A 20735-nucleotide genomic window follows, 5' to 3' on the forward strand; every position below is an offset into this window, starting at 1 on the left:
AGATAATTCCAGCTATGCCATTTTTATCATCTTTGATTGCCGTGGCTGTCCTATTTATATCATCCGTTGAAGGTTCTGAGATATAAGGCCACATGATCGCTGATCAAGAAATGGATGTGGGAGCAGTGATAGGGGCCGAGACCTGAGAGGGATGATGTGATGCTCCAAGACCCTGATGGGGAATGTGGCCCTATGGATCCGCCGCGAAGCAGAACGGCACATATTAACATGACATGACAAGGTGTTGACATGGACAGGTCGAGCTACCTAGAGGCTTTCATTGAAGAGGTGAAGGAGAACCTCGAGGCGGTCAACAAGATGTTGCTCCAGATAGAGGAGACCGGCTATGACGATGGCGCGATGAACGAGGCCTATCGTCTGCTTCACACCGTGAAAGGGACCGCCGGCGTGGTCGGTGTTCTCCCCGTCCAAGAGGTCGCGCACATCATGGAGGACCATCTGGATGTGCTGAGGTCGGAGAAGCGCTCTCCCCCCAAGGAGCTGATGGACATGTTCTTCAAGGCCCTTGACACCATAGAGAGGATGATCTCGGAGCTCGAAGAAGGTTCCAATATAGTGACCGATGCCAGCGATATCGTTTCAAAGCTGAAGGAATGCAAAGGGACGGCCACGCTCGATATTTCCCCCGAAAAGAGCGGGGCCCATGAAACATCGAGGCTTGTTCTTACCGATGAGATGGCCATCGAGGCCGAGAGGGCGTCAAAAGAAGGGAAGGTACCCCATCTGGTCAAGATAACTTTCGAGGCGGACCTGAAGATGAGGGAGGGGCGTGCCTATCAGCTGAGGAAAAAAATCTCCGAAAAAGGGGACCTCATCGCCATGATGCCTGAGATGGGGTCCGTGAACGATGAGACCTCCGAAATGGAGTTCTTGGTGGCGACCAGGTGCGAAGCGGACGAGCTGAGGCGGATCGCCATGGACGTCATCGGTGTCTATGATTCCAAGGTCACGAGGATGGAGCAGGTGCAACCCATCAGGAAAGAGGCCAACGGACAATGCGACGTGAAGGAGCAGCCGGGGAGCTCGTCCACAACCATCAGGGTCAAGAGCAAGCTCCTGGACCAGATGCTGGACCTGGTCGGGGAGATAATGATAAACAACATCCGCGTCAATCAGATAGCGAGCAATCTCAAGAACAGAGAGCTGAAGCAGTCCCTGCAGAACAACGCCAGATTGATGACGCAGATGCAGGAGATCGTCCTAAGGACAAGGATGGTCCCTGTGGATTTCATATTCAAAAGGTTCCCAAGGATGGTCCGGGACATATGCAATGACCTTGGGAAGGATGTTGACTTCGTGATGAAGGGGACGGACATAGAGATAGACCGTGCCCTCCTTGACAGGATCGGAGAGGCCCTGGTGCACATTCTCAGGAACGCCGTCGACCACGGTATCGAACGGCCGGACCAGAGGGTCGCCTCCGGTAAGAGGCCGAAAGGGTCCCTCATCCTTTCCGCGTTCCAGGAACAGAGCAATGTCATCATAACTATCGAGGATGACGGGAAAGGGCTTGATTACAAGAAGATCGCCGCCAAGGCGGTGGAGAAGGGGCTGGTCCATGAGGAAGAGGTGGCCGTAATGGACGAGAAGGAGATCCTTAACTTCATATTCCTCCCTGGGTTCAGCACCGCCGACAAGGTCACGTCGGTCTCCGGAAGGGGCGTGGGATTGGACGTCGTCAGAACGAAGATCGAGGGCATGGGGGGATTCGTCAAGGTCGAGTCACAGCCCGGCAAGGGGACGAAGTTCACCCTCAGGCTTCCCCCGAGCATGTCCATCATAAGGGCGATGCTCGTGGAGATCAACCAAGAAAAATACGCCATACCGCTCGACAATGTCAGAGAGACCGTAAAAGTGCCCGTGGACAGCATCAGGGAGTTCGCTGGCAACGGGATGTTCAGGTTGAGGGATGAGGTCCTGCCGGTCCTGAGCGTTGAAGAGGAGTTCGGCGGGACCAGGTCGGAAGGCCATGATGTTTCGGCGGTCATCGTTGAGAAGAACGACTCGAGGGGGTGCCTGATAGTGTCCAAATTGATCGGACAACAGGAGATCGTCGTCAAGAACGTCGACAGAAGCCTCCGCTCCACAGGATTCTTCTCAGGGGCCACGATCCTCGGGGACGGCAAGGTGGCGATGATATTGGACGTGGGGGCGTTCCTATGAGAGAAGGGTGTATGTACAGCTACTTAAGGAGCGTGAAAAGAAGATGATCGGGCCTCAGGGAGGGACCCTTTATAACGAGAGAACGGAGGATGTCGAGTTCAAGGAGATCGAGATCGATGCATTGAGGGAAGCTGGCAACATTGGCGCCTCTCATGCGAGCACGGCGCTGTCAAGCCTGATAAAAGCGACCGTGCTCGTCGATGTACCTGACTGTATCGTTTGTCGGACCGAGAAGCTACCCCGCTCCATCGGAGAGCCTTTCGAGACCACCGTCGCCACGTTCTTCCAGGTGTATGGAAAAGGTCAGGGGAACCTCATCATGATAATGCCTTTGGAGACCGCTGGAAGATTGGCCGACCTGATGCTAGGGAGGGCGAACGAGCCCCGGTCGATGCTGGACGACGACCAGACGAGCGCGATAGCCGAGATGGGGAACATATGCACGTCCGCATATCTCAACGCCATGGCGCAGTTCCTCGGAACGACCTTGCTGCCATCTCCTCCTGGTGTGGCCGTCGATTCTCTCCAGGCGATACTGCAGTTCCCGGCACAGCTGGTCGCCCAGGAGGCGGAATATGTGGTGGTGCTGAAGACCAGGTTCGTGATCGAGGAGGAGATCTACCGTGGATGCTTCATCTTCCTGCCAGACCCTGAGTCGCAACGCATGCTGTTGGCCAAGTTCAAGGTCGATGAGATGACATGATGAGAACATACATGAACGTCTACCGACCATGTAAGAGAGGATGAAGGGGGACATATCTTGAAGAGGACGACCTTCACAGTTGTCATCGTCCTGTTGGTGATCTCGATCATCGCCGTGTCCTATTGGGGTTTGGTCAACAATAGGTCGGAAGATGAGGAGGTCGTCCCTTCTGGGGACATAGCGAGGGTCGTCCCCGTCTCGTCAAAGGAGATACATCTCATCATAGGGAAGCTGACAGAAAGATTGCCTTATGAAAAATGTCGTTTCGTGATCGAAGCGCCGGGTTCGATCGAGACCGTCGTCTTCGACCTTGATGCCGCGGCGCTCTATTATCAGGCCCCGGTCGACAGCTGCTCCCTCAGCTACGTGAAGTTACTGGACCAGGATGAGGATGGTATGTTGGAGGAAGGGGACGTGATATCGCTTTTCAATACCCAGGACCTTATGAAAGGTCAATGGACCTTCATTCTCTTATATGGAAGCTTAAGGTCCTTATCGCTCTATGAGCTGTTCGTCGTACCTGACATGGAACGCACGCCATACGGAAGCTTTCACGATGTCAGGGTCGAATCTGGCTCAAAGGCAGTGATCTCGTTCGGTCTCATCAACACGGTCGTCCCGTTCTATTACGTCAAGATACTGATATCGGCGCCGGGCAGCAATGAGACGAGGATATGGAACGTGGAGAAAGGGGATTCTTACGTTTTCTCTTACAATGGGACGGTCTGGGCTTATGTGTCGGACGCAGACAGGGAGGACATCATCGATTATCTCGACAAGATCGTCATCCAAGCGACGAACGGCACCCTGGCAAAAGGTGTCTGGAGGATAACTGCCGTGTATGATTTCACCAACGAGATGATATGCCATACCTCCTTCGAGGTCGGCGGGTGACCCTTATTTGACATTATCAAAATCGAGATATTTGGCGCAAGGGTTTATCAATGGAGAACATGGATTCTGCAAACAGGAAATGACCACGCAGGAATGCCACTTTTCGGATGGCATGTTGGTTTTGAGGTCCATGGACAAGGTGAACAGATGAGGGTGCTCCTGGCAACAGATGGGAAACCTCATTCCGAGAAAGCGGTGGAGTACGGCTTTGCGCTGTACAAGCAGTTCAAACCCACCTTTGTCGCGCTTTATGTGGTGGACCCTAGGTCCGGGATCGAGAAGGACAAGGACATAAAGAACGGGATGCGGGTCCTTGGCCGCCTGAAGATAAGAGGGGCGGACATCGGCATCGAGGTCGCCACGTTGTTGGAGGCCGGGGACCCGATGGAGACCATACTGTTGGCGGCGCAGCGCATCAAGGCGGATGCCATCGTCCTGGGGAAGACGACCGACAGGTCGACAGGAGGAGGTCTGCTGGGCGGCAGCAAGAGCATATCGGAGTTCATCATCAAGAATTCCACATGCCCCGTGATAGTTGTGAAGTCCGGATCGCCGTGACGCTGTTCGTCAAGTGAGGCCTGTATGACGGCGATCGTACTGTAAAGATATCGCTATCTGCTATGCTGGCTCGTTATCAAATGTGGTAAAATGATTGTGATGTTCATATACGATCTTGTTGCTTTTTGCATCATCGGGCCGACCGCAGGTCTGGGGTCGAGGGTCTCGACCTCTTGATGATATCGAGGAGAAGACAAGGTGATGACACATGAGAAGGAGACGGGAGAAGATCGAGATCTCAGGGGACGAGGAACAGCTTGTCTCTTTCAAGCTCGGAAAGGAGACCTTCGCCGTGAGCGTCTCCCAGGTCAGAGAGATCGTCAAGGTCCATGACATCACGCGCATCCCAAAGATGCCGCATTATGTCGAGGGCGTGATGAACCTACGTGGTCAGGTCACCACCGTCATCGACCTGAAGAAGAGGTTCAACATCTCGACCTCGGACGACCAAGGCAGGACGGCGCAGTCGAGGATCATAGTCGCCGAGATCGGGGACAACCAGCTGGGGATAGTCGTCGATTCGATAGAGGACGTCATGCGGGTGTCAAGGTCGACGATATCGCCACCTCCTAAGACCTTGTCGATGGGGGTCGATACAAGGTTCCTGACAGGTATCTGCAAGACCCCGGACAAGCTGATAATGCTCCTCGATCTGAACAACATCATAATCGCGGATGCGGACCCGAACAGGATCGTTCCAACTCAGGAACCAGAGAAAGGTGAAGTGGCATGAGCGAGCCGAAGTCTGTGCTTATAGTGGACGACTCGATGGTCATGAGGTCGATGATAAAGGACGTTCTTTCAAAGAACGGTTTCAACGTTGTGGGGCAGGCCAAGAACGGTCAGGAGGCGGTGGCGTTGTACCAGCAGCTGAGACCGAACCTGATAACGATGGACGTGGTCATGCCTGGTGAGACAGGGATCGATGTCGTCAAGAAGATAATGGCCGTGGACCCTTCCGCCAAGGTGCTCATGGTCTCCGGACTGAACCAGAAGAACCTGGTCATCCAGGCGATGGAGAACGGCGCGAAGGATTACATCGTCAAGCCTTTCGACCCCCAGGACCTTCTGAGGGCGGCGAACAAGGTGGTAAACGGTTAAGACCGGTAGATCAGATGGTCAGAGAGATCACGGTGCTGGTGGTCGATGATTCGATCGTCATGAGACAGATCATCACCGACATACTGGAAAAGGAGGGGGACATCAAGGTCGTGGGCACTGCGCGGAACGGGCTGGAGGCCGTACAAAAGGCAAAGGAGCTCGGGCCGGACGTGGTCACCATGGACATCGAGATGCCTGTCATGGACGGCATCACCTCGCTCCAGCGCATCATGGCTGAGACCCCACGACCGGTCGTGATGCTCAGCGCCGTTGGAAAGAGGCAGGCAGACCTTACGATGAGGTCCTTGGAGCTCGGCGCCGTGGATTTCATCCCGAAGACGGGCGCATCTCTCTCGATAGACCTTAACATCGAGCAACGTCTCATAAGGGACAAGGTCAGGGCGGCGGCCTGTGTCAAGGTATCGCTCTCAAGGACGGCCGTTGAGGGGGAGATATCCTACGATGAGGTCAGTTCCACCAGCGGGGACTGGGTCGTCATGATAGGGGCCTCGACCGGAGGGCCAAAGGCACTTCCTGAGGTCCTGAGAAGGCTCCCTTCCAACCTTCCAGCAGGGATCTGCATCGTCCAGCATATGCCGGAGGGGTTCACCAGGTCCTTCGCCGAGAGGTTGAGCTGTAGCTCCGAGATCGAGGTGAAAGAGGCCCAGGAAGGGGATGAGATAATGCCGGGCGTGGCCTTGCTAGCTCCAGGGAACCGGCACATGGAGATAATCGACCACAAGGTCCATCTGAGCGATGGGCCCAAGATACATTTCGTCAGGCCCGCCGTCGATGTCATGATGAGGTCTGGAGCAAGATGTTATGGACATAGGTCGGTGGGAGTGGTATTGACCGGGATGGGGAATGACGGGGCGGAAGGGATGATGTGCATCAAGCGTGCGGGGGGGAAGACCATCGTGCAGGATGAGGCGACATCGGTCGTCTATGGCATGCCCAAGGCATGTGTCGAGCGGGGATGCGCAGATGTCGTCACGCCCCTCGGTTCGGTCGCCAGGCACATAGTCGCGGCTTTGAACGACGTGGGAGTTTAGGCTAAGGATCCTCAGATACAATGGAGAAGGTGATGATCGAAATGGACATGAACGACGAAGGCGGCATCGACGACCTGCAACAGTATGCTTTGAAGGAGCTTGGAAATGTCGGGGCGACCTACGCCTTGGCCGCCCTTTCCAACCTGGCCAAGAAACCGATATCGGTGGAATCCACCGAATGCTATCTCGAGCCTTTCAGGACAATGCTCCCCCAGTTCGGCAATGTCGGGGACAGGTTCGCGGTGATCAGCATCGATGTCAACTCAGCACAGCTGAGCAGGATACTCATGATACTTCCTGCAAAGATAGCGACCTATCTGTCGGACATGATCTTCGGCAAGGAGCACTCGGAAAGGTCCGATTTCCTCGAAGAGGACAAGGACGCCCTGTACGAGGTCGGCGATATCTGCATAAGGGAATATTTCCAGCCGATAATCCGGTTCCTCAACATCGAGATCATGCCAAATCCTCCAACTGTAGAATATCATGAGATAGGCCCACGCCGTTCGGTCTCGAGCTCGCTCTTCGAGCTGCAGAGCGGATATGAGGCGCGCATCGAGACGCTGTTCATCGACGCGGACAAGAACTTCCAAGGCATGGTCTGCTTCCTTCCTGATAAGGAGACCAGGGCGCTCGCCTTCCGGAAGTTCGGGGTCGATTATGAGTCGCAGGCAGAGACCTTCAAGAAGTTCGGTCTATGAGGGCATAATATAATAATATAAAATATTTAATATTATATTTATACCATTTTTAATCATATTATTGATAGGTCCAGATGTCCATGAATATCAAAAAAGAGTATCACGCTTGATAACTGGGACACGGGGTATAATACCCCCTTTCCGACATTTTCCTTCACAACGAGGGGTTCGCGCATCTATGGACCTCTGAATCGATCTGGATCAAAAGGGGATTGAAAATGGAAGACAAGAAGCTGAACTGTGAAGGCATATTCGAGGCCATGCCGACCGCCGCTCTGATGATGGACAAGGAATGGAGGATCACTCACTTCAACGCCGCCGCCGAGGAGCTGACCGGCATGCCCAGGACGGACGCCATAGGGATGAAGGCCAAGGACATCTTCGGGACGCTGGGGAGACGTGGGGACCCTGTGATGGCCGGGATAATGAAAGGGTCGGAGGTCGATGTCCCGAAGTTCAGGTTCACCAATTCCTATGATGAGGATGTGGTATGTCATCTGAAGGCCAAGGCGAAGAAGGACGCTGATGGCGCCATAGAGAACGTGGTAGTGTTCCTCGAGCCAGTCAGGAAAGATGACCATACGCTCAAGGTCATAAACTCGGTCCAGACCCCTATCATCGCCATGGACCGGGATTTCAACATCACGTACATCAACAGACCGGGACTTGAGATGCTCAAGCTGCCTGAGGACCAGGTCATCGGGAAAAAGTGCCATTCGATATTGAGGACGAAATATTGCAATACCGACAATTGCCTGATAAAAAGGTCGTTCCTAGACGGCAAGGAGCGTATGGGCGATGCTGTGGTGTCGTTGCCCTCAGGGGAGGTCCCCATAAGGGTGTTCACCTCTTTGATCAGGGATGAGAGGGGAGAGGTCATAGGGGCGACCGAGCAGTTCTTCGACATATCGAAAGAGCTCGAGATCACAAAGGAGGTCGAGCGGATCGCTGAGGCGGCCAGGCAAGGCAAGGTCAAGGAGAGGGCGAACGTTGACCGTTTTGATAACAACTACCGGAAGATCGTGGAAGGGGTCAACGATGTCATCAACGCCTATCTGGCCCCCCTTCTGGTCGCGAACTCCTATATGGCGAAATTGGCAGCTGGGGAGATGCCACAGAAGATAACGAAGGAATATTCTGGGGACTTCGACAGATTGAAGGTGCACATAAACGAGACCATCGACACCATCAACATGATGGTCTCCGAGACCCAGATGCTTGCCGAGGCATCCGCCAAAGGCGATTTCAGCAGGAGGGCGGACGCCACGAAGCACAAGGGGGACTATGCGAAGATAGTCGGTCTTTTCAATGACACCCTGGACCTCATGTCGAGGAAGATCGCTTGGTATGAGCAGATACTCGATTCGATCCCGTTCCCGATCTCTGTGACGGACATGGACATGAACCTGACCTTCATCAACAAGGCCTCGGAGAAGATCGTGAAAAGATCCAGAGCTGAGATGTATGGAAAACATTGCAGCAACTGGAACGGCAAGATATGCGGGACGAGCGATTGCGGCATCATGAGGCTGAGAGGAGGAAACAACCAAACGTTCTCTGACCGCGGTGGGAGGATCACGCAGATCACCTGCTCATACCTCAAGGACCTGAACGGTCAGAACATCGGCCACATAGAGGTGCTGCAGGACGTCTCCGCCGCAATGAAGCCTGCGCAGTACAATAAGATAGAGGTCGAACGTCTTGCCAACAACCTCAGGAACCTTGCAAGGGGAGACCTCAACATCGACCGCTCGATAGGAGAGGCGGACGAGCATACAAAGGATGCGCGCGAGAACTTCGTGAAGATCTATGATAGTGTGGGCGAGGTCACCTCGGCCATCGAGCAGATGTCAAAGGACGCCAAGATGCTGGTGGACGCCGCCATCCATGGCAGGCTCGACACCAGGGTCGATGCGTCAAGGCACAAGGGCGAGTTCAAGGCGATCGTCGATGGTGTGAACGCCACGCTCAACAGCGTCGTCGGGAACCTTGAGGCGATACCGACCCCGATCATGTTCATGGACAAGGACCTCAAGATCCAGTACATAAACAAGACCGGTGCGGCGCTCCTTGGAAGGACCAAGGACGAGCTCCAGAACGGACGTGTAAGGTGCTCGGAGGTATGGAGGACGTCGAAATGTAACACCCCTGGTTGCCCCTGCGCCACCGCGATGAGGACCGATGATGTGGCCCAGACGGAGAACGACTGCGTCATCGCCGGGAATCGGATGGACATAGCCTGCGTCGGGGCTCCTTTGAGGGACATGGCTGGCAACGTCGTCGGATCGTTCGAGTTCGTGTCGGACCAGACGGCCATAAAGAAGCAGATGAGGGTCTCGGAGAAGCAGAAGAAGTATCTTGACGACGTGGTGAACATCCTTTCAGAAGGTTTCGAGAGCCTTGCCTCGGGGGACATGACGACCTCCATCGAGATACCGCGGACGGACGACAAGGACCTGGAATCTTCGCAGATGGTCATGTTGGAGATCGGCGAGGCCATCGAGAAGTTCAGGCAGGGGATAGTCGAGCTGTTGACCGAGGTCAACAGGTCAGTGGACCTAGTGTCCTCGACCTCTCAGGAGCTGGCATCTTCCGCTGAGGAGATGAACGCCTCCACAGAACAGGTCTCCTCGGCGATACAGCAGATATCGAAGGGCGCGCAGAACCAGGCCGCCCAGGTGGAGGACACGGCGAAGATAATGGCGGACATCGCATCCTCCGTCGAGGTCGTGGTCGAGAGGTCCAACAAGGCCATGCAGACCGCCCAGGGAGGTTCCAAGAGCTGCGCTGAAGGAATGGTCACGGTGCAGAACACGGTCAAGAAGATGCGGGAGATCGAGAGGTCCTCGGCCGAATCCGCAAATGTGATCAACACCTTGGGACAGAGGTCCGAGGAGATAGGGCAGATCGTCGATGTCATCACGAGCATATCGGACCAGACCAACCTCCTTGCGCTCAATGCGGCGATCGAGGCCGCAAGGGCCGGCGAACAGGGAAGAGGGTTCGCGGTCGTGGCGGAGGAGGTCAAGAACCTCGCTGAGGACAGCAGAGAGGCGGCCGAGAGGATCGCGAAGATCGTCAAGGACGTCCAATCGATGACGCTGAAGGCCGTCGAATCGATACGCTCCGGGAGCAAAGAGGTGACCGAAGGAGTGAGCGCCGCCGAGATGGCAGGAAAGGCCTTCGAGGAGATCAAGGGCGGAGTCGACAACATCGCGGCGATGGTCGATGAGATAGTGAAGCTGATGATCAAACAGAAAGAGGGTACCCAGCGCGCGGCGAAATCGGTGGACGGCATAGCCTCGGTCGCAGAGGAGACCGCTTCGGCATCGGAGGAATCGGCATCATCCACTGAGGAGCTGACGGCAAGCATGGAGGATATGACGGCCAGGGCGCAATCGCTCTCAGAGATGGCCATCAACCTGAAGAGGATAACCTCGAAGTTCAAGTTGGCCGAAGAAGAGCAGGAGATAGCCTCCCTCAAGCAATCATCCATGAGGGCCAAGGCCGAGAAGGGCAGACAGACCAAAAAGGAAGACCTTAAGGTACCGGCCAAGGTGAGGGAATCGCTCGAGAAGCGCGGCCTGATACAAAGTTAAAGGGTCGGGCGATGAGGTCCGACCTCTCTTCTAATTTTTATTTATAAAATTATGTTTATAATATTATTTGCTCAATATCATGCTTGAAAACCAGATGTGTATTTAATTATAGCCAAGTGTCGATCGGAGAATGACATGAGGCCGTTCATCGCTCCTTATGAAAGAGCTGAGGCCATGGTAAAGAGATCAAGGGGTTGTTGACGGGATGACCGATGATGATGGGGGATTGGCATTCACCGAGATGCAGCTGGACGCTTTGAAAGAACTTGGGAACATAGGGGCATCTCACGCCTCCGCCGCCCTGACGACGATGATCAAGAGGGACGTCATCATCGATGTCCCAGACTGTTTCGTATGTGCGGTCGAGCGCCTCAAGGATATGTTCCATGATGAGTACGGAAGATACGTGGGGGCGTATTTCGACACTGTCGGCGAGAAGAAAGGGCATGTGCTGATAGTCTTCCCGGAAGATGTGTCGGTCATGCTGACCGGGATGGTCATGGGCGATGGTCCCCAAGGCGGTAGGCCTTTCACCGATGAGGACAGGGAGATGGCGGCCGAGATCGGCAATATCCTGGTATCTGCATATCTGAGCTCGATATCCGATTTCACAGGAATCATGCTCCTTCCCTCGCCGCCACTGATGAGCGTCGGTCCATTGAGCGAGGTGCTTGCGGAGCCCGTGCGCATCGTGTCGGAGTCCTTCAAGAACGTCGTGGTCGTCAAGACCGTGTTCAAGTATGAAGGCAACACATTCCCTGGATACATCTCCTACATCCCGGACGTGGCGACCCGCTCGGCGCTGATGACCAAGTTCGGGATCGAATAAGGTGAGCCCATGGAGACAGAATTCCCTTCAGGCGCCATGCTGAGCAACAGAAGGGCCGGGCCAGATGACTGCCTTAAGACGGCAGCATTTAGGGACCTCATGCCGAGGAGCGCCGTGGCATACGAGAATAAGCTTGTCGGACTTGGAGAGCATTATCTCGTCACCTCTCCGGCCAAATTGATGTGCCTCGGGCTCGGCTCCTGCGTGGGCATAGCGATCTATGACATCCATACTGGTTTCGGCGGCATGGCGCATGCGATGCTCCCCCGCTTCGAGGAGGGGAGGGACAAAAGGAACGTCTCAAAGTACGCCGACAGCGCGGTCTATGTGATGGTGGACGACCTCCTGGAACTCGGTTGCTCCCGGTCCAACCTGAGGGCGAAACTTGCAGGAGGGGCGCAGATGTTCTCGTTCCTGGCCTCTGACTCGCTGAACATAGATCAGAGGAATGCGGAATCCGCGAAGGAAGCGTTGAGAAATGAAAGGATCCCGGTCATCGGAGAGCACCTGGGGGGCAACAAGGGCAGGACATGCGTCTTTGACCCGTCGAGCGGACAGTACACCGTCCAGATGGGATCGGAGATATTGATGATATAAAAGAACGCTCATTTTATGTATATCCTTTCTCTGGCCTTTAGCTGAACGAACTTTTTTAAGGCCGGGCCGACCAAGGACTCCGTGTTTCCCATTATGAAATATCCTCCTCGGTTCAGGACGTTGTAGAAATCCAGGTAGAGGCGCTCCTGCATCTCCTTCGTAAAGTATATCACGACGTTCCTGCAGAATATCATATCCCAACCTTTCCCCAGGGTCCCCTTGAAAAGGTCAAGGTGCCTGAACTCGACCATCTCGAGCACCTCATCGCATAGATGATATTCCTTTCCGTCGAAGGTGAAATATTTTTCAAGATATGGCCTCGGAACATTCAGTACCTGACGGGGAAGATATGAGCCCGTACGGGCCTTCTCAAGACATTCATCGTCTATGTCCGTTCCAATTATTGTGAGGTCGGCGCTCCCGATGTCCTCCCCGAAGAGCTCGCGAAGGATGATTGCCACTGAGTAAGGCTCCTCTCCGGTAGAGCAGCCTGCACTCCAGATCCTGATCGAGCTGTTGCCCTCGGTGAACCTGTCGTAGATCAGCTTGGGCAGTACCTCCTCTTCTATGGTCTTGAAGACCGGGGCGTCCCTGAAGAACTGAGTGACATTGATGGTTATGTCCGCCATAAGCTTCCTATGCTCGTCTGGATCGGTCCTGAGATAAGACCTGTAACCAGCGTAGTCCTTGGTCCCGGTGGCCCTCATCCTTACGGCTATGCGTCTTTGGAGGTAAGGGTCCTTGTACTGGTCACAGTCCAGGGACATGATGTTGAAAATGTCCTTCTTTAGAGCTAAGAAATCCTTGTCCAGACATCTCTTGTCCATCGGCATTCCGATCGCCGGGCTCTGAATAATAATCCTTCGCTCTGGATATCAAAAAAGGAATTGGTTAATGGATTTCGCAGGGGCTCAACATCTTAGAACATCTTTGCCCAGAACCATAAGCATGCGAAGATGGGGCGGAATGTCTAAGCACGATGGGAACGTCTCCATCTGTATCATCATCTTCTTCTCCACGAGCTCGACCATCAGCTCAGATTTTATCTGAGAGGACCGAGGGGTCATTGCACGTCTCCCGCTCTCTATCATCATGATCACTGGTTTGAACGTCGAGAAATGAACATCGAGAAACACGACAATGTCTGGATAGTTGTAATGCCTCCATCGAGATAAAAATGAGAATTTACAACGGTCGCTTTGGCCAGATGCTTTTATTTTTCCTCTAATTTGGTAAAATAATTATCAGCACTGATTATTGTATTGGCTTCTTTAAATAATTCAAAGTCGACTTCTGAAATAAGCTTCCCGAAATGCACACGCTGGTGTGCAATAAGATGGGAAGATAGGACAGAGGTTGTAGCAGTGCCCACTAGGTTAGTGGAACGGCCAGACCTCAAGAGCGGAGGAATATGATGAACTCGAAATGGATAAAAGCAAAGAGCGACAAGCGCGCCGAGATGGGCGTCGGGACGATGATCATCTTCATCGCCATGGTACTTGTGGCCGCCGTCGCAGCATCGGTCATTATCAGCACGGCCAACTCGGTCAGGGAACAGGCAGAATCGACAGGCTCGGATGCTGTCAACAACATCGCGAGCGGATTCAAGGTGCAGGATGTCGTGGGCGAGATCAAGAGCAACAAGATGGTCAACATCACGATCTACATGAGACTGTCCGCAGGCTCCCCGAACATCAACATGGACAATGTGATGGTCTCCGTCACCACCTCCGACAACTCCAACTATCTCAGCCTCGACCCCAGTGACAGGGACACACCGGTTGCGAACACCACATATGGGTTCACCAAGACCCTTGATGTACAGAAGTACGATGAGTGGGTCCTGGGCCAGGGAGACCTCGCCAAGATAACCATAACCGGACTGTCCATCGGGTTCAACCAGCAGGTGATAATCAAGATCATCCCGGCCTACGGCCAGATGTCCTTGGTGACGTTCACCACCCCCGAGCAGTACTCGTCCCAGTTCATCACCCTGAGCTGAAGGGGCTGAGTCAAACCCCATTAAACCCTTTCTTATCAACTTTCTTTGATGCTGAAAGAGTGATTCCGATGGCCAAAATAACCGCATGTCATGTTCCAACGATCCTCCAGTCCCTGGCGATCATGTCATTCAGGAAAAAGAAAAAGGGAGAGCCGACCGAATCCCTTGAAGACCTGATGGGCCAGAAGGACAACATCGTCATCCCGGAAGGGGATGGTCTACGGTCAAGCGGAGGTCTGGGGAACGTTCTTGAAAATTCGACCGGGACGGACCTGGCGAAGGGACTTGACGGAGATGTTGCTATAGAGCCATCGTCGCTAGGTCCCTCATTGGGCGGCTCCATTGGAGGAGGGATCGATGGCCTTGCTGAACTAGAGAACGATGGGCTCCTTGGCAACCTGAGGTCCAATGAAGAGGTCATCAACGGTCTCAGCGCACAGGTGGAGGACATGAAAGGTCAGATAGAGACCCTCGAGATACGGAGCCAAGGGCTCTCGACCGACATGGCCAATATCAAAGAGGAACTTTCCGGTCTGAACGAGTCTGTCAAGAGCCTGCTTTGCATATATGAGGCCGTCAGCAATCAATACAATCCCTTCGTTGACCCTTCCAAGAAGGATCCGAACAATGCAGGTCCATCAGGAGAGGCTGTACCAGGATCAGGTTCCGATAAAAAGGATGACCTTTTGGACCTTAAGACCCCGAATATGCGGGTAGGCAGCAAAGGCCAAGAACCAGACGTCTCCCCAGGACCGCGCTCGACGGTCACGGAAGCGCCATTGCCGGAGGGTTCCTATAATGCCGACCTCTACTGCCTTAACCAGGTCCACAAATTGATCGATTTCCAATTGGACAAGATATATACTCGGAAGCAGAAGGGAGAGCGAGTTCCTGACGCTGAATTCGAGGCGGTCATCAGATGGCTTCATGAGATGAGGCGGATGGAAGTGAAGTGAGATGGGCGTTGGTGTCTCGGCGGCCTCTGCAATAATGTTCACGACTTTCATACTCATATTCTCGACCGTATTCGTTGCGGTCGATGACCTCCAGGACACGATGATAGAGACCCAGATGGAGCATTACGAGGATGAGCGATATCTTGACCGTCTGTCGATCTCGATCGTCTCGGTGGACGTCATAGGGAGGAGGGTCGATATGATCAACGATGGCGGGGTCTGCATCGATGTCCGGGATGTGGATGTGCTTCTGAACGGAGTATACCTCAATGACCTGGAGCTTACGATCGATGTCCAAGGTGTAATCAATTCGACCATATGGGGGCCAGGTGAGATCGCGACCATCAGTTTCAAGCAGGATATAGACGGGGCAAGGATCAAGGTCTCAGTACTAGGCCAGACCCCCGCATATTACGTCCCTTGAGGTGATAAGTTGGCATCTGAGTCCGTGTCCCACCTCATATTCTTCATCGCCGCCATAGTCGTCGCGAGCTCGATGGCCGCGATCTTCGTGGGCACTGGATACCAGATGGCAGAGAGCATCGGTCAGGAATCGGCCGACATGCAGAAAAGGCTGGAATCGAGGATAACGATAATCAACGATCCCGTCATGATGCCATACCGAGATCATGTTCTCACCATATACGTGGAGAATATAGGTGATGGCGTTATCCCCACGTCCTCTCTTACCGTGCTCCTTGATGGAACCTACATGGGCAATGTCGTGTTCACCGTGATCGGAGGGGGAGGGATATGGGGACCTTCGACCGTATTGCAGGTGGACATCGAAGAACCTCTCGCGGAGGGAGATCACTCTGTCAGGATCACGACCTCTGAGGGGGCCTCAGCAGAACTAAGGTTCAGGATCTGATCGGACATGTGGGGGTGGGGACATGGCTGGAATGGAGAACAACGGCAAGGGGAGAGGGGTGTTCCCCATCAACCTCAGGTCCGACGAGCTTCACCTGAAATTGGGAGGGGGCGTGCCAAAAGGCTCCGTTGTCTTCATCGAGGGCATGGAGGGTTCTGGAAGAAGCGTGATATCACAGAGGCTGGCCTATGGATTCCTCAACAATGGTGCGTCCGTGACGTTCATCTCGACAGAGATGACGATAAAGGAGTTCATAGACCAGATGTACTCGCTTGAATACAAGATAGGGCCGTACCTTTTGAAGGAGAAACTGCGTTACGTGCCCGTCTATCCCCTTCTGTCGGATAGCAGGCCAAGAGAGGATTTCCTTCAGAAATTGGTCAGCTCAAGCTCGTTGTGGGAGACGGATGTCCTCATAGTTGATTCCTTCTCCTCGTTGGTCAAGAAAGAGCTTGAGCCCAAGCAGACGGTCGAGCTTTTATCGTTCCTGAAAAAGGTGGTGAAAATGGACAAATCCGTGATACTGACCGCTGAATCTGGTATACCAGGACTCGAACCTTTGCGCCTGGCCTCTGACATCTACCTCTACCTTAACATGAAGAGCAGCGGGGGCAGCCTGGTCAGGGAGATCCATGTGAAAAGGTTCCTGAGGGCGCGAGGGCAGGTTGACGATATCATGAAGTACAGGGTGGAGCCGCGCTCCGGGCTCGTCATAGAGATCACGGATGTCGCCGGTTGATATCCAGCAGGAAAAAGATAGGTATTTGGTCCGGATTTGAAGACAATAAGAACCGTTGACTGATAGAATGGACGATGAACTGAGGAAGCAGGCAAGCAAGAACGAATATCTCAGGAAATATCTCGACCACCTGAGCAAGACCACCGCAAGGCTTCCTCGTTACTACGAGACGTTGTCGGTCAAGGACCTTGCGGACCTGAGGAGGGAGTCGGTAAAGGACCCCAAATCATGCAATTTCATCTACAAGGTCGCCTCAGGCTACATCCACATCAATGCACACAAGAACGCATATGTGGCCATTGAGAAGCAGCTCACGGACCTCGAGAAGGACAAGCTACGCCAGATAAAGGAGGCTATCCTTGACAAGGCCTCCAACGAGGAATCGTCGGAGACGAGGGAGGACCTGGAGAGGATCCTTGATAAATTATATGACCAGGTGGTCGAGGTCCAGGGCAATGGGAATGGGAACAACATTTTGATGAAAATGCCTGTCACCAAGTTCCTCCTCGGAGGAGAGAGGATAAAACTTACAAAAACGGAGTATGAGCTCTACAAGACCTTCATCCACAGGGACATCGTAGGTTTCGGGCCCATCGAGCCCCTGATCGTTGACCAGTACATCGAGGACATACACCTGATAGGCACCTCGAAGATAAGGGTGTCCCACAAGGCGTTCCAATATGCGTTGGAGACGAACATCAGGTTCGAAGACGAGATCTCCCTGAACGAGTTCTTCGTCTCGCTCTCTGAGAGGATGGGTAGACCTGTGTCCGCGTCGAAGCCTATCGTCGATGGTACGCTCCCGGACGGTAGCCGTATCAACATCATCTACACGAACGAGATATCTGCCAGGGGGAGCTCCTGTACCATCCGTAAGTTCTCATCAGAGCCCCTGTCCCCGGTTCAATTGATGAAGTTCGGGACGTTCTCGCCTGAGATGGCCGCATATATCTGGCTTTGCCTTGAGAACAAGATCAACATAATGATATGCGGAGAGACGGCCTCAGGTAAGACATCGACGCTGAACAGCATCCTCACCTTCATCGACCACCGTGGAAAGATATATTCTGTCGAGGACACGCCAGAGGTGAAACCTTGCCAGAGGTCATGGCAGAGGTGCGTCACCCGTGAGTCAGGTCCTGATGAGGCGCGGGTCACCATGTTCGACCTTCTCAGGGCCGCGCTGAGGTCCCGACCGGATTACATCATCATCGGCGAGATCAGAGGCGAGGAGGCGAGGGTGGCCTTCCAGTGCATGCAGACCGGCATCCCTGTCATCGCCACGTTCCACGCCTCCACCTCTTCGAAGTTCATCCAGAGGATGACAGGCCAGCCGGTGAACATCCCCCTCTCTTTCATCGACAACGTGAACGTCATCATCTTCCAGTCAGCGGTCAATGTCAATGGACGTTTCCTGAGGCGCGTGACACACGTCGAGGAGATAGTGGGATTCAACCGCGAGGTCGGGGGGATCATGACCAGGGTCGTCTTCAAATGGGACCCGGCGCGGGACGTGCATTTCTTCCGTGGGATGAACAACTCCCATATCCTGGAGAACAAGGTGGCCGCAGAACACGGTTACGCGGAGAAAAAGGACATCTACAAGGAGCTGAAAAAAAGGGAGCAGATCTTCAAGAAAATGTTAGAGCTCAACATCACTGGATACCAAGAGGTCGTCAAGATCTTCAATGATTATTACGAAAAAGGGCCCGAGTCCCTTCCGTTCAGGTGAGCCGGATGAAGTACAAGGATGCGCTGTCAACAATGGACATGGCCCCGAAGAAGTTCATGCTCATCTTGTTCTTTACTGTCATAGCATTTGGCATCGCTCTCCCTATGGTCTTATGGTTGTATCTCTCCCCACTTCTACAGGTCGGCACCATGGCGGTCGCGCTCGCCCTGCCGATGTTCTTGGTCCTCGTGGTCTTTATCTGGCCGCTCCTGATGGCATCCCAGAGGAGGATAAAGACCGACAGGCAGCTGCCTGCGTTCGTCACCGAGCTCGCAGCGCTTTCCACCTCTGATATGAGCTTTGACAAGATATTCTATATCCTCTCCCAGAAGAGCGAATATGGGCCGTTATCGGGCGACGCGAAGAAGATCTATCGCCTCATCAAGCACTATAATGTGTCAGCGGCCGAGGCCTGCAGGTTCGTCTCGGCAAAGACCCCCAGCAAGATGGCGAAGGATTTCTATTCCAGACTTGCGCACTCTATCGAGGTCGGAGAACCTCTTGACAGGTTCATGAGGAACGAGCACGACATCATGATGGACGAGTTCATGCTCAAGTGCGAGACCGCATTGAAGGACGTCGACTTCATGAAGGAGATATTCACCGGCATAATCACATCTCTGATATTCGTATGCGTCTTCGTCGCGATAACCCCGATCCTAGGTTCCACAGCGGTCGAGGTCATGATCTACGGCGTGATCATCGCGTTCCTCTTCATGGAAGGATTGTTCGTATATCTCATCATCTCCAAGATGCCGAAGGATGATATCTGGTACTCCATTCTTCTAAAGATAAAGAACAGAAAGATAGGGGACAAGGACCGGATATTGATCGTCTCGATATTCGTCGCGATATTCGGGATGGTCGCCCTGACCTCCTTGCTCCTGCCCCTTCATCTGCCTTGGATGCTATTGGTGTCGAGCGTCTGCCTTCCCTCTTTGATCCCGGGCATCCTGATTTTCAGGGAAGAGAAAGGAATCGAGAAAAGGGATGCGGTCTTCGGCGCCCTCATCCGTTCGTTGGGGCGTTCCGCAAGCGTCAGCGGCCAAACGATGGCCGACTCCGTCAAAAAGATAGCGATACATAAGTTCGGTCCTCTCACCAAGCCCGTCAGAAACCTGTCAAGGCGCCTGGCCATGTATATAGACCCAAGGGAGTCCTGGGCACATTTTGCGGCTGAGACGGGAAGCAACTCCATCAGGAGGTTCAGCAACATTTACATGGAGTGCATCCTTGCAGGATCTAAACCTGATGAGACAAGCCTGTTCATCAGCAACAACATATTCAAGATACTGGCGATAAGGAAGAAGAGGATCACTCTCAGCGGCAACTTCCTTGGGATGTTGTACGGGGTGGCCGTCGCCCTGGCCGTGACCCTTTGGGTGACGGTGGCGATAACCGAGTATATGGCGGACGTCATCGCCAACATCAACCTGTCCCATACTGGCTCTTTCGATATCGGGTTCATAAGCTCGATATTCAACGCCAACTTCAACTCCGACCTGCTCACGATCATGGTCGTTTCCGTAGTGGTCATCCATTCTTTTTTTTCGGCCCTTATGATACCGCTGATCAAGGGGGGGCATATCGCCAGCGCGGCCGTTCATTTTGTTGTTTTGGTCTGGATAGGTGCTTTTTGTGATTTTATCGTGGGAATAGTAATGAAGGGTGTCCTATCTTGAGAGAAGGACATGTCACTATCCGGCCTACGACAGCACCTTCCATTGATATGGTCCAGGTGGATATCAGAATTGAGACCCGGACATCAGAAGTTATAAATTCGATCCACGTTTCAGAGATAAAGCGGGGAGATGATGAGGTCGGCCCTTTATATTGATGACGATCCGTCCATGTTAGATGTCGTCAAGACATACCTGGAATTCGTCGACGACCTCAAGGTGGACACAGTGGCATGTCCAAGAAGGGCGCTGGAGATCGTTGAGAATTATCGATATGATACGATAATCTGCGACTATAGCATGCCTGGTATGAACGGGGTCGAATTCCTCAAAGAATTCAGGGAGCGGGACAGGGAGACGCCCTTCATCCTTTTCACCGCGTTGGACTATGATCGGCTGGAGGGTTGGCCTTTCCCTGCCTGCTTCTTTGTTCAGAAGGGTGCGGACATCTCGCGCGTCTTCGAGGACCTCGCATTGACCATCGACCAAGTGATGAAGGATGGGCTCTGACCAGATGGTGTGTCAGATATGATCTTAC

At 53.5% G+C, this 20735-nt stretch carries 21 protein-coding genes; 19 read left to right on the forward strand and 2 right to left on the reverse strand.

Going from position 1 to position 20735, the window contains the following annotated elements:
- The first annotated feature begins 249 nt into the window (after positions 1–249).
- The 11 genes from HPY73_01560 to HPY73_01610 all read left to right on the forward strand — a co-directional run bounded on the left by HPY73_01560 (position 250) and on the right by HPY73_01610 (position 12218).
- Positions 250–2184: a chemotaxis protein CheA gene (locus HPY73_01560; GenBank protein QLH74262.1), complete on the forward strand. Its 1935-nt coding sequence runs from the start codon at positions 250–252 to the stop codon at positions 2182–2184.
- A gap of 7 nt (positions 2185–2191) precedes the next feature.
- Entirely contained in the window at positions 2192–2887 is a 696-nt protein-coding gene (locus HPY73_01565; GenBank protein QLH74263.1) for a chemotaxis protein CheC, read from the forward strand.
- 57 nt (positions 2888–2944) lie between these two features.
- Complete coding sequence (locus HPY73_01570; protein QLH74264.1) at positions 2945–3781, forward strand: hypothetical protein; 837 nt, start codon at positions 2945–2947, stop codon at positions 3779–3781.
- A 147-nt stretch (positions 3782–3928) separates the two neighbouring features.
- The gene (locus HPY73_01575) at positions 3929–4339 is read left to right on the forward strand and encodes a universal stress protein (GenBank protein ID QLH74265.1); all 411 of its coding nucleotides are present in this window, start codon (positions 3929–3931) and stop codon (positions 4337–4339) included.
- A gap of 208 nt (positions 4340–4547) precedes the next feature.
- Positions 4548–5072, forward strand: coding sequence for a purine-binding chemotaxis protein CheW (locus tag HPY73_01580; protein ID QLH74266.1), 525 nt, complete (start codon positions 4548–4550; stop codon positions 5070–5072).
- A complete protein-coding gene (locus HPY73_01585; protein QLH74267.1) occupies positions 5069–5440 on the forward strand; it encodes a response regulator in 372 nt (123 codons plus the stop codon). Before HPY73_01580 ends, HPY73_01585 begins: the two co-directional genes overlap by 4 nt.
- A 14-nt stretch (positions 5441–5454) precedes the next feature.
- Complete coding sequence (locus HPY73_01590) at positions 5455–6492, forward strand: chemotaxis response regulator protein-glutamate methylesterase (GenBank protein QLH74268.1); 1038 nt, start codon at positions 5455–5457, stop codon at positions 6490–6492.
- Positions 6493–6524: 32 nt separating this feature from the next.
- Complete coding sequence (locus HPY73_01595) at positions 6525–7193, forward strand: hypothetical protein (GenBank protein QLH74269.1); 669 nt, start codon at positions 6525–6527, stop codon at positions 7191–7193.
- Between the two features lie 218 nt (positions 7194–7411).
- Complete coding sequence (locus tag HPY73_01600; protein ID QLH74270.1) at positions 7412–10792, forward strand: PAS domain-containing protein; 3381 nt, start codon at positions 7412–7414, stop codon at positions 10790–10792.
- Positions 10793–10997: 205 nt separating this feature from the next.
- Positions 10998–11621, forward strand: coding sequence for a chemotaxis protein CheC (locus HPY73_01605; protein QLH74271.1), 624 nt, complete (start codon positions 10998–11000; stop codon positions 11619–11621).
- A gap of 9 nt (positions 11622–11630) precedes the next feature.
- Complete coding sequence (locus HPY73_01610; GenBank protein ID QLH74272.1) at positions 11631–12218, forward strand: chemotaxis protein CheD; 588 nt, start codon at positions 11631–11633, stop codon at positions 12216–12218.
- Between the two features lie 8 nt (positions 12219–12226).
- Here the strand turns inward: HPY73_01610 and HPY73_01615 are convergent, their stop codons facing one another.
- Positions 12227–13045 carry a protein-glutamate O-methyltransferase CheR gene (locus HPY73_01615; protein QLH74273.1) on the reverse strand — a complete coding sequence of 273 codons (819 nt, stop codon included), beginning with the start codon at positions 13043–13045 and terminating at the stop codon, positions 12227–12229.
- An 84-nt stretch (positions 13046–13129) separates the two neighbouring features.
- Positions 13130–13354, reverse strand: coding sequence for a hypothetical protein (locus tag HPY73_01620; GenBank protein ID QLH74274.1), 225 nt, complete (start codon positions 13352–13354; stop codon positions 13130–13132).
- 275 nt (positions 13355–13629) lie between these two features.
- On the opposite strand from HPY73_01620, the gene HPY73_01625 reads away from it, so the two are divergent.
- From HPY73_01625 to HPY73_01660, 8 genes are all read left to right on the forward strand, one after another.
- Entirely contained in the window at positions 13630–14220 is a 591-nt protein-coding gene (locus tag HPY73_01625; protein ID QLH74275.1) for a hypothetical protein, read from the forward strand.
- A gap of 68 nt (positions 14221–14288) precedes the next feature.
- Positions 14289–15176: a hypothetical protein gene (locus HPY73_01630; protein ID QLH74276.1), complete on the forward strand. Its 888-nt coding sequence runs from the start codon at positions 14289–14291 to the stop codon at positions 15174–15176.
- 1 nt (position 15177) lies between these two features.
- Positions 15178–15600: a hypothetical protein gene (locus HPY73_01635; protein ID QLH74277.1), complete on the forward strand. Its 423-nt coding sequence runs from the start codon at positions 15178–15180 to the stop codon at positions 15598–15600.
- Between the two features lie 9 nt (positions 15601–15609).
- Positions 15610–16047 carry a hypothetical protein gene (locus HPY73_01640; protein QLH74278.1) on the forward strand — a complete coding sequence of 146 codons (438 nt, stop codon included), beginning with the start codon at positions 15610–15612 and terminating at the stop codon, positions 16045–16047.
- A gap of 22 nt (positions 16048–16069) precedes the next feature.
- Complete coding sequence (locus HPY73_01645; GenBank protein ID QLH74279.1) at positions 16070–16786, forward strand: AAA family ATPase; 717 nt, start codon at positions 16070–16072, stop codon at positions 16784–16786.
- A 67-nt stretch (positions 16787–16853) separates the two neighbouring features.
- Positions 16854–18518, forward strand: coding sequence for a type II/IV secretion system ATPase subunit (locus HPY73_01650; protein ID QLH74280.1), 1665 nt, complete (start codon positions 16854–16856; stop codon positions 18516–18518).
- Between the two features lie 5 nt (positions 18519–18523).
- The gene (gene flaJ, locus HPY73_01655; protein ID QLH74281.1) at positions 18524–20200 is read left to right on the forward strand and encodes an archaellar assembly protein FlaJ; all 1677 of its coding nucleotides are present in this window, start codon (positions 18524–18526) and stop codon (positions 20198–20200) included.
- 129 nt (positions 20201–20329) lie between these two features.
- Positions 20330–20707, forward strand: coding sequence for a response regulator (locus HPY73_01660; GenBank protein QLH74282.1), 378 nt, complete (start codon positions 20330–20332; stop codon positions 20705–20707).
- Positions 20708–20735 lie beyond the last annotated feature (28 nt).

Source organism: Methanomassiliicoccales archaeon (assembly GCA_013415865.1).
Lineage (GTDB): Archaea > Thermoplasmatota > Thermoplasmata > Methanomassiliicoccales > UBA472 > MVRC01.

Bases quoted from the DNA above. Each gene is read 5' to 3' on its own strand.
- HPY73_01610 (QLH74272.1), top strand. From the start codon at position 11,631: ATGGAGACAGAATTCCCTTCAGGCGCCATGCTGAGCAACAGAAGGGCC.
- HPY73_01630 (QLH74276.1), top strand. From the start codon at position 14,289: ATGGCCAAAATAACCGCATGTCATGTTCCAACGATCCTCCAGTCCCTG.
- HPY73_01625 (QLH74275.1), top strand. From the start codon at position 13,630: ATGATGAACTCGAAATGGATAAAAGCAAAGAGCGACAAGCGCGCCGAG.
- HPY73_01650 (QLH74280.1), top strand. From the start codon at position 16,854: ATGGACGATGAACTGAGGAAGCAGGCAAGCAAGAACGAATATCTCAGG.
- HPY73_01635 (QLH74277.1), top strand. From the start codon at position 15,178: ATGGGCGTTGGTGTCTCGGCGGCCTCTGCAATAATGTTCACGACTTTC.
- HPY73_01615 (QLH74273.1), bottom strand. From the start codon at position 13,045: ATGGACAAGAGATGTCTGGACAAGGATTTCTTAGCTCTAAAGAAGGAC.
- HPY73_01595 (QLH74269.1), top strand. From the start codon at position 6,525: ATGATCGAAATGGACATGAACGACGAAGGCGGCATCGACGACCTGCAA.
- HPY73_01590 (QLH74268.1), top strand. From the start codon at position 5,455: ATGGTCAGAGAGATCACGGTGCTGGTGGTCGATGATTCGATCGTCATG.
- HPY73_01660 (QLH74282.1), top strand. From the start codon at position 20,330: ATGATGAGGTCGGCCCTTTATATTGATGACGATCCGTCCATGTTAGAT.
- HPY73_01580 (QLH74266.1), top strand. From the start codon at position 4,548: ATGAGAAGGAGACGGGAGAAGATCGAGATCTCAGGGGACGAGGAACAG.
- HPY73_01645 (QLH74279.1), top strand. From the start codon at position 16,070: ATGGCTGGAATGGAGAACAACGGCAAGGGGAGAGGGGTGTTCCCCATC.
- flaJ (QLH74281.1), top strand. From the start codon at position 18,524: ATGAAGTACAAGGATGCGCTGTCAACAATGGACATGGCCCCGAAGAAG.
- HPY73_01575 (QLH74265.1), top strand. From the start codon at position 3,929: ATGAGGGTGCTCCTGGCAACAGATGGGAAACCTCATTCCGAGAAAGCG.
- HPY73_01605 (QLH74271.1), top strand. From the start codon at position 10,998: ATGACCGATGATGATGGGGGATTGGCATTCACCGAGATGCAGCTGGAC.
- HPY73_01600 (QLH74270.1), top strand. From the start codon at position 7,412: ATGGAAGACAAGAAGCTGAACTGTGAAGGCATATTCGAGGCCATGCCG.
- HPY73_01585 (QLH74267.1), top strand. From the start codon at position 5,069: ATGAGCGAGCCGAAGTCTGTGCTTATAGTGGACGACTCGATGGTCATG.
- HPY73_01560 (QLH74262.1), top strand. From the start codon at position 250: ATGGACAGGTCGAGCTACCTAGAGGCTTTCATTGAAGAGGTGAAGGAG.